The sequence below is a fragment of the Shewanella sp. Arc9-LZ genome (genome assembly GCF_010092445.1).
GTDB lineage: Bacteria > Pseudomonadota > Gammaproteobacteria > Enterobacterales > Shewanellaceae > Shewanella.
In genome coordinates, this window is record NZ_CP048031.1 from 2,228,505 (window position 1) to 2,241,489 (window position 12,985).

Genomic DNA, 12,985 nt, shown 5'->3' on the forward strand with positions numbered 1-12,985 from the left:
TAAATACTCACTAGCATTAACGATGAGTTAGCGAAAACACGATTGATTGACTCGAAATGATTTATTTTACGTGAGTTTATGACGTTAATTTATGTAGACATTCAATTAAGTCATTTGCTTTACTAAATGCACTTTATTTGAATTGAGACCCGTTTTATTAGTGGTGTAATATTTGTTTTAACGGCGAGTGTTTTTATTGGTTTAATAAAACGACGATAAATACTCGCTGAGATACAATGTAAGCAACATGTTAATAGTAGAGGTGTTTATTATTAATCTTGCTGGCTTGTAATCACCATTTATACAAATGCTGTAATGTTATGACTAATTAATTCTACTTTACGAGGAATAAAATGACTGACATCGATATTGGTATAAAAAAAGATGACCGACTAAAAGTTGCCGAAGGCTTAAAAAGTTTATTGGCTGACTCTTACACGCTTTATTTGCAAACTCATAATTTCCATTGGAATGTTACCGGGGTACATTTTCGCGAATTACACTTAATGTTTGAAGAACATTACACTGAACTTGCGACAGCGGTCGATGATATTGCCGAACGTATTCGTACCTTGGATGTGGCCGCACCGGGAACGTATAAAGAGTTTGCGCGCCTGAGTTCTATTAAAGAAGTAGAAGGTGTGCCGAGTTCTACTGATATGGTTGACTTACTTACCCTAGGCCATGAGCAAGTTGTTAAAACATCGCGACAAGTGCTTAAGTTAGCACAAGCTGCTGATGATGAGTCAACGGTAGCCTTAGTGTCTGACCGTATGCGGATACACGAGAAAACGGCGTGGATGTTAAGAGCAACACGTAAGTAATCTGTACGATACTGAACCGTGTTGATGCAATTTGCGATGGTTAGTGCTGTTATTATTTGAATTTGAATTTGAGATGCGACGATCTACTCATGAAGTCGATAGTTAGCATGATATTCTGGCATTAACTAAAATGTGAGTTAAAACGTGAATTAAAAAAGCGCCTCAATAAGGCGCTTTTTTGTGTTTAAGCAGTAGCCAGTTGTTTAAAAAACTCTTCTTGCTGTTGTCTCACTGTGTCAACGTCATTGGTTGCTTTTAAATAAGATCGCAAACCAATAATGTTGATTTGAATTTTCTTCGCCGTGAGTTGACTGTCTAAATGGGCAGGTAAGTCGCCTTCAAGTTTGGCTTGGTCAATAATACTGGCAAATCGTTGTTCAAATTTGTTGAGCTGCTCACGGGCAACGTTTAATGTATCTAGATGAGATTCATCTAATTCAGATAACGTCCTTACTAACATGCACAATTCACTGGGTGAACCTTCACAGCATGGTTTAACCAGCCCACGTAGATAATGTGTTAATCCAACCCATGCACGATCATGTTGTTGTAACATATTATTCAAATTACGTTCGCCCGTTTGAGCATAACGAATAAGTGTCGCTTGATATAAATCAGCTTTACTACCAAATGCGGCATAAATACTGCCTGGTCGCATGTCCATAGTTGTTTGAATTTCTCGCGTTGATGTGGCCAAAAAACCTTTCTGCCAAAACAGATTTTTTGCTCTTTCAAGTACGTCATCGCGATCAAATTTAGAAATATTAGCCATTACATCCTCTTTGGTTAGTTGGCTATTTTACGTTAACCCTATGAGATAAGGCCAGTATCTTTTGGCAATTTTTTAACCATAATGGCCATTGTTGCTGATTATGCTTAATTATGGATTTGATATGAACGATTTCTAATTGAGCAAATAATGTCGATTAAACAACAAAGCTGCATTCACGAGAGGTTATTTGAATTACAAAATTGACGGATAAATGCAGTGGATAAGCATGAGTGGTGTTGTGATATTGGTATTGTGATATTGGTGTTGTGACATTAGCGTTGTACTAGTAGTGATGTAATGGTGGCATTTTGATATTGGCGTTATATTAGTACGACTATAATGAGCCGTTATTAACGATAAAGCGGAATTGAACTAATGTATTCAATTCCGCTTTCAAAACTAAGCGCTCAATTTACACTCAAATTAAATCCATTGTAAAAATGCGCTGATTAAAGGTTAAGACCAAACCCCTTTTTCGGTTTTACCTTGTATTTCTACATCGGCCAGTTTGAATTCAGGCTTGTTAGTGGTTTTAAGTTTAACTTGATAATCACGGGTTAAATTTACGATGGTCGGGGTTAACAGCATAATGGCACTGATGTTCACTACCGTCATTAAACCTAGTGCCATGTCGGCCATGTTCCACACTTCTTTTAATGAGGCGTTGGCTCCCCAATACACCATGCCTAAATACAATAGTGTATAAATGGTGCGGCCATAGATGTTATCGAGTTTAAACAGATGCAAGTTACTTTCTGCGTAGGCGTAGTTTGCTACTACAGACGTAAAAGAGAATAGGGTAATAATGATGGCAACAAACATATCGCCGCTTATTCCCATATGGTAAGTCATGGCGTTTTGAGTGATCCGAATACCTTCCATTTCAGAGCCAATACTGCCTTGAGCCAGAAGAATCACAATGGCGGTACAGCTACACAACACCATAGTGTCAATAAACACCCCAAGCATTTGTACGTAACCTTGCGCAACCGGGTGATTAGGAACCGGAGTGGCGCCCGCTGCCGCATGTGGCACACTACCGGCGCCGGCTTCGTTAGAATATAACCCGCGTTGAATCCCATTTTTAATTGCAGCACCGAGCGCACCAGCTGCTGCTTCATTTAACCCAAAAGCAGAGTTAATAATATCCATCAATACCCCAGGGACTTGTTGGATATTAATAATGGTGACGGTTACCGCTGCCAAAATAAATGCTAAGCCCATAAAAGGCACTACGAACTCGGCAAAACGAGCAATGCTGCGAAGGCCTCCCATAACAATGATGCCAGCAATTAAAGTAATGACCGCTCCAGAATAAACCGGTGAAATTTCGAAGGTGTGGTTGAGTGCGTCGGTGATGGTGTTGGCTTGCATGGCACTGAAACTAATGCCGTAACCCAGGAATAAACATAATGCGAATAGTACCGCTAACCAAGGTTTATTCAGTCCTGCGCGGATATAATAGGCGGGTCCTCCGCGGTATTCTTTATGATCGTCTCGCACTTTATATAGCTGACCTAAAATGCTTTCGGCAAATCCGGTCGCCATACCCAGTAGCGCGATAACCCACATCCAAAATACCGCACCGCTACCACCGAGTGATATTGCCATGGCGACACCGGCTAAATTACCAGTACCAACACGGGCAGAAAGGCCGGTACACAAGGCTTGATACGAGCTAATGCCCGATTTGTCACCTTGAGTACTGCCTTTCATTACTTTAAACATATAACCAAAATGGCGAAGTTGAATAAATCTTAACTTCAATGAAAACCACACACCGGCAAATACCAATATATAAATGAGCACTTGGTATTCGCCCCACAACACATTGTTGGTGAGCGATATAATGTCATTAATCATTTAGCAACTTCCTTTTATTGAGTCTTCTCTTTATTATTAGAGTTTATTGTTAAGAGTCTTTTTAAAGTTTGTTGATGCTGAAGCTTATCTTTTCGATAAATGGATCCCTGCCAACATACAACGAACAGAACCGCCAGCCATCTCTATAGCCGATACATCTAATGGTAGCAGAGTCACGCTTTGAGTTAATAACGCAATTTGCTCATGTGTTAACGCATCAAAAGCACGTTGTGATAATGCTAAAAAACGGCCTTGTTTTGATTGTAACTCAAGTGCATTACCACAAAAATGACGAATTTGATCTTCGGTTAAGTTAATAATCACTCTGCCACTGTCTTCAAATCGTTGAATAATTTGCTGACGACGTTGAGTGTCTTTAATCATATCGAACCCAGCCATGACATAATCACTGCCAATGCACATCAATACATTGGTGTGATAAACCGGTACTCCAGCTTCATCTTGCGCATCAAACACCATTGGCTCGTAATTAAATTGAGTACAAAAACGCTCAAGCACTAATGAATCGGTACGCTTGGATCGAACCGCATAAGCCACTCGTTCAACATGGTCGAGAACCATGGCACCAGTACCTTCTAGATATATGTTGTCGTATTCTAAGCCCGAATAATCAATAACATCCTGTACTCGATATTGCTGTTTGAGCATATCGATGATGTCAGTCCGGCGTTCTTTACGACGATTTTTAGCATACATAGGATAGATAGCAACATGACCACCTAGATGGGTTGAAAACCAATTGTTAGGAAATACCGAGTCTGGTGTTTCTGTGGTGGTATCTTCAAAAACGTGCACCGTGATGCCTGCTGTTTGTAATAGTTGCTGAGCTTGGGTCACTTGATCATAAGCTTGTTGCGATAGCTGCAGAGCATCTTCGGCCAATTCATGGCTTTGATAGCTGTTATCTGGCAACGTTTCAGGGTTAGGACTGAAATGATGTGGACGGATCATCACCACCGCAGATGGCGCTTGAGGGTTAATGGCCATTATGCACCTACAGCCAAGCGACTAGCTTGAGATGCTGGGGTTAATAAACCAAATAAATCCCGTGGATTTTCTTGGTTGGTGAGTAACTCGAGTTGCTGATGACTTTGTTGCTGCATAATTAAATCATGTACATATCGTAATGCAGAAAAATCTTCAATTGCAAAGCCGACACCATCAAAAATAGTCAGTTGTGAATCGTGGGTGCGACCTTGTTGCTCACCGCGAATAACGTGATACATCTCTGTAACGGCAAACGTTTCATCTAGTTGCTGGATATCACCTTCAATACGGGTTTGTGGTTCATATTCCACAAACACATCGGCACGTAATAGTAAGTCTGCTTCAAGTTCTGTTTTACCAGGGCAATCGCCGCCAATGGCATTGATGTGTACTCCATCACGCACCATTTTGCTGGTTAAAATAGTCGCATTACGTTTATCGGCAGTGCAAGTAGTGATCATATCAGCGCCTTCGATAACACTTTCAGCTGAATCACATAACGTAAGTGTGATGCCCTGGTCTGCCAGGTTATGCTGGCATTTAGCCATTGCGCTTGGATCAATATCGTAAATTCTGACATTGGTAATCCCTAACACCACTTTACAGGCCAAAATTTGGAACTCAGATTGAGCTCCACAACCTATCATCGCTAAGGTAGTGGCGCCGCGTGGGGCCAAGTATTTAGCCATCATGGCGGAGGTTGCAGCGGTACGAAGTGCGGTGAGTATGGTCATTTCAGACAACATAACAGGATAACCGCTGGCCACATCAGACAACACACCAAAAGCGGTGACAGTTTGCAAACCGATATGGGTATTTTTAGGGTGGCCATTGACGTATTTAAAGCTAAATTGTTGTTGATCACTGGTTGGCATTAGCTCTATCACGCCGTCAGTTGAGTGGCTGGCAAAACGTGGTGATTTATCAAATAACTCCCAACGACGATAATCTTGTTCAATATAGTCTGTTAACCCTAATAGAAACGCCTCAGTGCCAACATGTTTGAGTAAGGCTAACATGGCTGTGACACTGACAAAGGCAACATTTGAAGACTTTTTATTGATGGCTATATTCATTATATTAATCACTTTAGTTGACACGTTTGGTCATGTTGACCAAACGCTAAATAAGACTGTGATTAAGCTTATCGAGTGTCTTTGCTAAACAAAATGCTATTATGTTGTAATAATTTAACTATTATTTGTCATAATGCTAGGCTGTATATTACAAAATGACAATTATTCTCCAAATAAGGTCTTAACACCATGCAACCACCACATCAATCTGCCCACCCTTATTTGTATGATACGCTCGACAAACAGCTTATTTCTATCCTGCGTAAAGATGCCAGAGCATCAATTTCTAAGCTGGCGCAAGTATTACAAGTTTCACGCGGGACGGTGCAAAACCGTTTAGACAGATTGGTTAGTAGTGGCGCTATTTTAGGGTTTACCATTCGCGCACACGAACAAATTGAATCTAATGTGGTGCGGGCCATTATGATGATTGAAGTAGTAGGGCGCTCAACAACCCAAGTGATCAATAAACTCAGGGGCATACCGCAACTCGAAAAATTGCATACTACTAACGGCGCTTGGGATTTAGTCGCCGATATTAGGGCCACCAGTTTAGAAGAATTTGATAAAGTGTTGAGGGAAGTTCGCACCATTGAAGGGGTACTCAATAGTGAAACCAGCATTTTATTGAGTACAGTGTAATCATCACCATCGAGCTGACGTCTAATATCTGGCCACGCTAATCGGACAATGCTTAGTGGCCTATGATGCTTTACCGAACGAGGAAACGGTTACATGTCGAACGTTAGTCTGCCTTTTAATGCAAGTCAGCAACAATTAGCCTTACTGCGATTAGTCAATTGGGGCCTTAAAATCGGCCTTATTCTGTTTGCTACCGACTTATTTGGCTTAACAACACCTCCAGTAACCTTGTCTTACGTGCTAATTTTTGAAGCCTGTTATGTTGGCTTTAGCTATCGATTTCATCGACTCAGCATGAACAACAATGGTTTGTTGTTTTTAACCTTATTGTTAGACACCTTGTTCTGGGCTACCTGGTTATATTTTACCGGTGGAGCAACCAATGCCTTTGTTTCATTGCTGTTATTACCGATTGCGATTTCAGCTATTACCTTACCCCTATGGGCACCTTGGTGCTTAACCATAGTATCGACGATATTTTATACTTTGATGATTGTTGATATCACCGAACAAAATAGCGGCTCGGTAATGGATCATGATATGAGCCAAATACCAATTGACCACGTTATGCAAGCAAACCAGGCAATGGCCGCAAATCAAGCTATGCCCGCAAGTCACAGTATGGACATGGGCTCGCACTATTTAGGCATGTGGTTTAATTTTGTTATTTCGGCATTAGTGTTAACCGTCACGGTGGGCTTTATTGCCAAACGAATAAGACAAAAAAATGCCGAGCTGCGCTATTTACGAGAAGGCCAGTTACGCCAAGAAAAGATATTGGCCTTAGGCACCGCATCAGCGCAAATGGCCCATCAATTGGCAACGCCGTTAGCCACATTGCGTTTACTCACCGATGAGTTAGTCGATACCCATCATGATGCTGAACAACTGGAATTGATCAGCGAAATGCAGCAAGCACTGAATCGTTGCGAAGTCACCTTAGTTGACTTACGGTTAGCAACAGAATCGATACGGGAGCAAAAACTAGCACAACAGCGGGTCGATAAGTTAGTGGCAATCTTAACCGAGCAGATAAGTTTATTGATGCCAGAAGCACAACTGAATATCGCCATAGCACCACAAGTTGAGTCACGTATAGTCATGACCGACATGAGCTTGTTGCCTGCATTAATGGCGTTAATTCAAAATGGCATTCAAGCCAGTGAAGATAATCAACACCAGACTTGCGTAGATATCAATATTGGCTTGTCACAACCCAAGCAACTAAGTATTACTATTCGTGATTACGGTGTCGGCATTGCGACTCATGTATTGCAAACTTTAGGCAGTAACATGGTGAAAAGTCCCAAAGGGATGGGCATCGCGGTATTATTAAGTCACACCAGCTTCGAACGTTTAGGCGGTAAGTTATACCTTAAACCACATTCAGAATGCGGCACAGAAGCCATCGTGACGTTGCCGTTAAGCGTATAAAAAACGAGTTGAAGCTATTTTAAACGAATAGAAGCGAATCGAAGTAAACAGACGTTGAAATAAACCGACGTTGAAATAATAGACGTTGAAATAAATACAAGCTGAATTGAGAACATCATGAACAAGCTATTGATTATAGAAGACGATTTAGCCCTAGCCGCCATTTTAGCCCGCCGCCTCGGTAAGCATGGCTTTGAGTGTAAAACCTGCCATCACGCCAGCGACAGTTTATTAATAGCCAGGCAATTTGTGCCAACGCATATCGTGTTAGACATGAAACTGGCTGAACATAATGGTTTGTCGTTAATTAAACCGTTAAGACAATTATTACCCAACGTCCACATGGTATTGCTCACTGGCTTTGCCAGCATCGCCACTGCGGTAGAAGCCATCCGCCTCGGCGCAGACAATTACCTCGCCAAACCCGTCGACACTCAAACCTTATTAAATGCATTATTAGTCACACCAGACACTACAACGACTTACGATGATATTGAAGAACTACCCCTTAACCCCAAACGGGTCGAATGGGAACACATTCAACAAGTCCTCGCCACCAACAATGGTAACGTATCAGAAACTGCCCGCCAACTGGGCATGCACCGCAGAACCTTGCAGCGCAAATTGCTGAAAAAGCCAACGGCAGATAATCGGTAGAATAGGGGAGTTGGGTGTTTGTCCTACTTTGGACAAAGGGTGTTTTTAGATATTGCTTCATGGTCTGCGGCCACTAACGTCGTGGCGCTTCACCCACACCAGAGTTTTAAAAATTCGTTTGAATTCACATCAATAAACTCCACCATAAATCGGTCGATTCTACCGTTATTCCGGTAATGGTATTGAGCAGGAATTTAGGTTTATTTTTAGCTTATTGCTTATTGCTTATTGCTTTATGGCCTGCGGCCACCAACGTCGTGGCGCTTCACCCACACCAGACCAAGAGGAAACCAACGGCTGTTCCCTCTTGGAACTCCCAGCCGCCCCGCAACATTTTCGCTATTTACAAAATAAGAGCTGCGAAAAGTCGCCATGGGGATTTATCCAGCTTTGAATCTCGTTTGTAATAGGCCTCGGCCTTACTCGAAAATGCTAACGCTTCCGATGGGGCGTCCCTTCCCCTCGAAAGCTAGCTGGCCGTCCATGGCCAGCTCACGTCATTTTCTTCAACGGCCTCAAGTTCAGAGTTGAATTTAACCATTCCCAATCATGGATTCTGACTCATTTATGGACAGTAACGTTTTAGAAAAGCCAATGTTTCAATTTACTTTTTATAAAAGTTTACCCTGACCCCACTAAATCTTGACCCCACTAAATCATTGACCGGCATTTGTAGATGGCTTCGGCCTTATTCGAAAATGCTAACGCTTACGATGGGGCGTCCATTCCCCTCGAAAGCGAGCTGCCCGTCCATGGCCAGCTCACGTCATTTTCTTCAACGGCCTCAAGTTCAGAGTTGAATAAGGCATTTATGAACTAGAACTGTGGTGTGATATACATTGCTGTTGAACGTGACACAACATAAATAAATGAGTATAACTATTAGAGGTTTAGTTGTGCTTATCAAACTAATAAAATGGATTTCAGTACTATTAATTTTTAGTAAGGTATTAACGGATTATGAAGCGTAGATTTGTTTTTATATTTTTAATGATGATTTGTGCTGTTTCTGGATGCAGCAGTATTCCACTAACAACAATGTATAAAATGATGAGTGTCAATCCGCTAGAACTTGAACCAAGTGAGATAGTTGTCGCGGTTCAAGCCCCTAATGGAATCGTGGTTAGTAATAACGACGTAGTGATTAAGTTTGAATTTACAACGAATGACCCAAACTATAATTTTGAGGACGAGTATTTTGTAAAATTGAATACTCAATACGTATTACCTAATGAGTTAACACAAGAAATAAATCGGGACAGTAAGTTTTATATTTTGCAATTGAGTCAAAATGATACGTTAAAAATGCTTCGAGGGCAGGAGCTTGTAAAGAAATACAGAATGAACAATAGCGATGGCGGAGGAAGCTTTAATCTTAGCGTCGAGTCTGTATGTAAAAATAGTCAGTTTTCTGTTAAAAATAATGAATTAAACGTGTTTTTAAAACTTAATGAGAATGATGAGTTTTTTACCTTTATGGAAGACCTTAACGTGTTAGAGATCGGTGAAGACAAATCGGGTTATATTAAACCTATTAGGTCTTGCACATAGCTATGACTGTTGTGGCGCTTAGTCCATACCAGACCAAGAAGAAACTGTATTGGCTAACGAAAGTTGGACATTACTTTAGAAGTTATCTAGCTTATTTATGGACAATTCCGAGTTAGATTATTCATTCTAATTCGTGACTTTCGGGTTAAATTTTCTATGGGTAACGCCGCAATAAGCCGCTCGACGGTAGGGAGTGTAATTAATGTACTTGTTAGGGTAACTACTCAAATGCTTTATATAAGGTGCCCTGATGGAAGATCATTTGCCACCTCCCATTTATCAGTGACCATATTGAACATCGTAATGAGTAAATAGCGGTTGTCTCACCACCTTTTACCATTACAGCTTTATAAAGTAACTGGGCACAATTTGGCGCTAAATGTCTCAATTCATATTCAGTTGCACTGATCTTAGGAGGCAATTCTGCTGGCAGACGCTCCAGAGCTTCTTTTTTTCCAAATCGAATTCCAGAACCACCAATTTCAGTGAACTCATCCGCAATTAGTTCATCCAATTCGCCGTATGAAGCTCTGGTCTCAGCCTTAAATAAATGCTCTTCTAATTCGATGAGCTTCGCCTTTAAATTTTCCACCAAATCTCCAAGTAACCCTAACGGCGTTTAGAGAGAATTCCGATAAACATCCTGAGATGCTTTTCAATATCTCATTCGCATGAACATTTTAATTATTAATAATTTTAGTAACTTATCAGCTTGTTTTTCACTAATCAATCATCTATTAGTCTAGGAAAAAGCGAGAATTTAGATAATCCATAATAATACAAACTCGTTATGTAGCGTTGATATTTTAACAAAAACCATCTAATTCAATTAGATATAATTATCCAGTACCCCTTCGTAAAAGTTTTATGATGTTAAGCGTGGATAGATTACCCTCAAAATGGTGCTTTCATAAACTATCAATAACGATGTTCGAGCAAAGTTTAAATTGGATTTTTCTAACAAGGAATGGGGCGTGCGACGTGAGGTCGTATGAAGCGCTGTTCACCGCTTTTGAGTGAACCATCTGTATCACCAGATGAACCTAGGAGCCTGAATAAAGTAGCGGCTCTGACAATGTAATGAAGATTGGTTATAGACCAATCGGGATCTGAATCGTGAGAGAACGATCCTCCTGATAACCACAAATTGGGTGAGTGCTAGGTAGTCAGTATGATGAACATATGTAAATCCGCGTAAGGTGCGTTATACGATGAAACAGCGGAAGTGGTTTATACGCTGTGGCCAAAAGGCAATGAGAGTTGGAAAGAGATTGCCCCATGCTCTTTCGTGGTCAATATAACTCTTCGCACTATAGCGGGCATCTACCCTGACATTGCGCGACATACGGAACACGGTAAGCCTGTATTGCTCCCTTTGGGAAAGCCGATATGGCCGATAGCGGTGCAGGTATAGGAGGTTGGAAAAAGCAAAGGCTGCATTGTAACGATGCAGATACAGACTTGTGTCTGGTCACGAAAGTGAGCCCACTTCCGACTGGTCTCCCGTTGCAAGATAATTTGAAGAACTTTATTCAAGGAGAAACGCAAATGATGATTTCAACAGAGATTAGTGCCTCTCCTGACGGCGAACAATGGCAGTCCATAGACTGGAAATCCGTTGAACCGCATGTATTAAAGCTTCAGATGCGTATTGCAAAGGCAACACGAGAAGGTAAACACGGTAAGGCGAAAGCGTTGCAATGGATACTGACTCACTCGCGTTCAGCAAAACTTCTTGCTGTTAAACGAGTATCAAAAAACAAAGGCAGTAGAACGCCTGGAATAGATGGTGTCATCTGGAACACGGATGCACGCCGCATGAAAGCAGTAAATCAATTGAGCAGGAAGGCATATCAAGCCAAACCACTCAAGCGTATCTATATCCCCAAAAAGAATGGCAAACTTAGACCTCTTGGTATCCCATGCATGATAGACAGAGCACAACAAGCGCTCCACCTTCTTGCATTAGAGCCTATATCGGAGACGCTTGCTGACCCAAACAGCTATGGATTTAGACCAAATCGTAGCACTGCCGACGCAGTCGATCAGTGCTTCAAATGCTTGGCTCTAAAGAGATCAGCGCAATGGGTTCTTGAGGGAGATATCAAATCCTGCTTCGACAAAATCGGGCATCAATGGCTTGTTGATAACATCGCCATAGATAAACGAATGTTGGAACAATGGTTAAAGTCTGGTTTTATGGATAAAGGGTTGTTTTATCGTACTGATGAGGGCACGCCACAAGGAGGGGTTATATCCCCAACCTTGATGCTAATGACTCTTGCTGGACTTGAACAGCGCATAAAGTCTACAGCACTCAAAAAGGGTGCTAGGGCCAACTTTATTGGATACGCCGACGATTTCGTCGTCACCTGCGCTTCAAAGGAAGTGCTCGAGAACAATATCAAACCGTTGATCGCTGACTTCTTGGCGGAAAGAGGCTTAACACTCTCCGAAGAGAAAACGCACATTACCCACATCAACAAGGGTTTTGACTTCTTAGGGTTCAATCATAGGAAGTACAAAGGAAAATTGCTCATCAAACCGAGCAAGTCCAATACCTTGTTGTTCTTGAGTAACCTGCGCGAACTCATCAAAAAGCACGCAACCATCCCTGTTAACGATCTTATCAAACTGATAAATCCAAAACTAAGGGGTTGGGCGAATTATTATCGTCATTGCGTTGCTAAGCAAGTATTCGGGTATGTTGGGCACAAACTATTCTATACGTTATGGCACTGGGCAGTAAGGCGCCATCCAACAAAATCTAAGACTTGGATAGCCCTTAAATACTTCATCAACCGAAAAGGCCAATGGCAATTTCACGGTTGGCAGAAGGTCAAGGATATGGATTGCCAATTTAATCTATTCCAAATAGCCAAGGTGCCTATTGAGAGACACGTGAAAATCCGAAGTGCGGCTATACCATTCGACCCTCAGTACCTAGAATACTTGGTTAGGAGAAAATCGAAAAGGCAAGCTCGTAACTCTTGGAATGAATCAGCTCTCACTGCTTTATAAGTTGCTGGGTATCTAACGATACCTTTGTGGAGGCTTGAGCCTAGTGCAGTGAAAGTTGCACGCTGGGTTCTTAGGAGGGCGGCACTTGGTAACAAGTGTCGTCTATCCGACAAAAACCAGTTAGTTTTCTTGACTTG

General features: G+C 41.6%; 11 protein-coding genes. 6 read left to right on the plus strand and 5 right to left on the minus strand.

Translation table 11 applies throughout. The annotated features are described in order from the left end of the window. Positions 1-353 precede the first annotated feature (353 nt). A complete protein-coding gene (locus GUY17_RS09640; protein ID WP_101088438.1) occupies positions 354-824 on the plus strand; it encodes a Dps family protein in 471 nt (156 codons plus the stop codon). A 184-nt stretch (positions 825-1,008) separates the two neighbouring features. Here the strand turns inward: GUY17_RS09640 and GUY17_RS09645 are convergent, their stop codons facing one another. From GUY17_RS09645 to GUY17_RS09660, 4 genes are all read right to left on the minus strand, one after another. After that, positions 1,009-1,596 (minus strand): TetR/AcrR family transcriptional regulator, encoded by a 588-nt coding sequence (locus tag GUY17_RS09645; protein WP_101088437.1) that lies wholly within the window; start codon positions 1,594-1,596, stop codon positions 1,009-1,011. Between the two features lie 456 nt (positions 1,597-2,052). Continuing rightward, positions 2,053-3,459: a sodium:alanine symporter family protein gene (locus tag GUY17_RS09650; RefSeq protein ID WP_162023001.1), complete on the minus strand. Its 1,407-nt coding sequence runs from the start codon at positions 3,457-3,459 to the stop codon at positions 2,053-2,055. Between the two features lie 84 nt (positions 3,460-3,543). Next, the gene (gene ctlX, locus GUY17_RS09655) at positions 3,544-4,467 is read right to left on the minus strand and encodes a citrulline utilization hydrolase CtlX (RefSeq protein ID WP_162023002.1); all 924 of its coding nucleotides are present in this window, start codon (positions 4,465-4,467) and stop codon (positions 3,544-3,546) included. Continuing rightward, entirely contained in the window at positions 4,467-5,543 is a 1,077-nt protein-coding gene (locus tag GUY17_RS09660; protein WP_162023003.1) for an ornithine cyclodeaminase, read from the minus strand. Before GUY17_RS09660 ends, ctlX begins: the two co-directional genes overlap by 1 nt. 189 nt (positions 5,544-5,732) lie before the next feature. On the opposite strand from GUY17_RS09660, the gene GUY17_RS09665 reads away from it, so the two are divergent. From GUY17_RS09665 to GUY17_RS09680, 4 genes are all read left to right on the plus strand, one after another. Beyond that, on the plus strand, positions 5,733-6,185 hold the full coding sequence (locus tag GUY17_RS09665; RefSeq protein WP_101088433.1) for an Lrp/AsnC family transcriptional regulator: 453 nt from the start codon (positions 5,733-5,735) through the stop codon (positions 6,183-6,185). A 93-nt stretch (positions 6,186-6,278) separates the two neighbouring features. Continuing rightward, positions 6,279-7,619: a HAMP domain-containing sensor histidine kinase gene (locus tag GUY17_RS09670; RefSeq protein WP_162023004.1), complete on the plus strand. Its 1,341-nt coding sequence runs from the start codon at positions 6,279-6,281 to the stop codon at positions 7,617-7,619. Positions 7,620-7,736: 117 nt separating this feature from the next. Continuing rightward, on the plus strand, positions 7,737-8,276 hold the full coding sequence (locus GUY17_RS09675; RefSeq protein ID WP_101088431.1) for a response regulator transcription factor: 540 nt from the start codon (positions 7,737-7,739) through the stop codon (positions 8,274-8,276). Positions 8,277-9,236: 960 nt separating this feature from the next. Beyond that, the gene (locus tag GUY17_RS09680; protein ID WP_162023005.1) at positions 9,237-9,827 is read left to right on the plus strand and encodes a hypothetical protein; all 591 of its coding nucleotides are present in this window, start codon (positions 9,237-9,239) and stop codon (positions 9,825-9,827) included. A 220-nt stretch (positions 9,828-10,047) separates the two neighbouring features. On the opposite strand, the gene GUY17_RS09685 is transcribed toward GUY17_RS09680, so the two are convergent. Then, positions 10,048-10,419: a DUF4440 domain-containing protein gene (locus GUY17_RS09685; protein WP_162023006.1), complete on the minus strand. Its 372-nt coding sequence runs from the start codon at positions 10,417-10,419 to the stop codon at positions 10,048-10,050. Between the two features lie 956 nt (positions 10,420-11,375). On the opposite strand from GUY17_RS09685, the gene ltrA reads away from it, so the two are divergent. Continuing rightward, positions 11,376-12,848 carry a group II intron reverse transcriptase/maturase gene (gene ltrA / locus GUY17_RS09690; RefSeq protein WP_162024332.1) on the plus strand — a complete coding sequence of 491 codons (1,473 nt, stop codon included), beginning with the start codon at positions 11,376-11,378 and terminating at the stop codon, positions 12,846-12,848. The last annotated feature ends 137 nt before the right edge of the window (positions 12,849-12,985 follow it).

Coding starts and splice junctions, on each gene's coding strand:
- GUY17_RS09640 (WP_101088438.1), top strand. CDS start 354: ATGACTGACATCGATATTGGTATAAAAAAAGATGACCGACTAAAAGTT.
- GUY17_RS09645 (WP_101088437.1), bottom strand. CDS start 1,596: ATGGCTAATATTTCTAAATTTGATCGCGATGACGTACTTGAAAGAGCA.
- GUY17_RS09650 (WP_162023001.1), bottom strand. CDS start 3,459: ATGATTAATGACATTATATCGCTCACCAACAATGTGTTGTGGGGCGAA.
- ctlX (WP_162023002.1), bottom strand. CDS start 4,467: ATGGCCATTAACCCTCAAGCGCCATCTGCGGTGGTGATGATCCGTCCA.
- GUY17_RS09660 (WP_162023003.1), bottom strand. CDS start 5,543: ATGAATATAGCCATCAATAAAAAGTCTTCAAATGTTGCCTTTGTCAGT.
- GUY17_RS09665 (WP_101088433.1), top strand. CDS start 5,733: ATGCAACCACCACATCAATCTGCCCACCCTTATTTGTATGATACGCTC.
- GUY17_RS09670 (WP_162023004.1), top strand. CDS start 6,279: ATGTCGAACGTTAGTCTGCCTTTTAATGCAAGTCAGCAACAATTAGCC.
- GUY17_RS09675 (WP_101088431.1), top strand. CDS start 7,737: ATGAACAAGCTATTGATTATAGAAGACGATTTAGCCCTAGCCGCCATT.
- GUY17_RS09680 (WP_162023005.1), top strand. CDS start 9,237: ATGAAGCGTAGATTTGTTTTTATATTTTTAATGATGATTTGTGCTGTT.
- ltrA (WP_162024332.1), top strand. CDS start 11,376: ATGATGATTTCAACAGAGATTAGTGCCTCTCCTGACGGCGAACAATGG.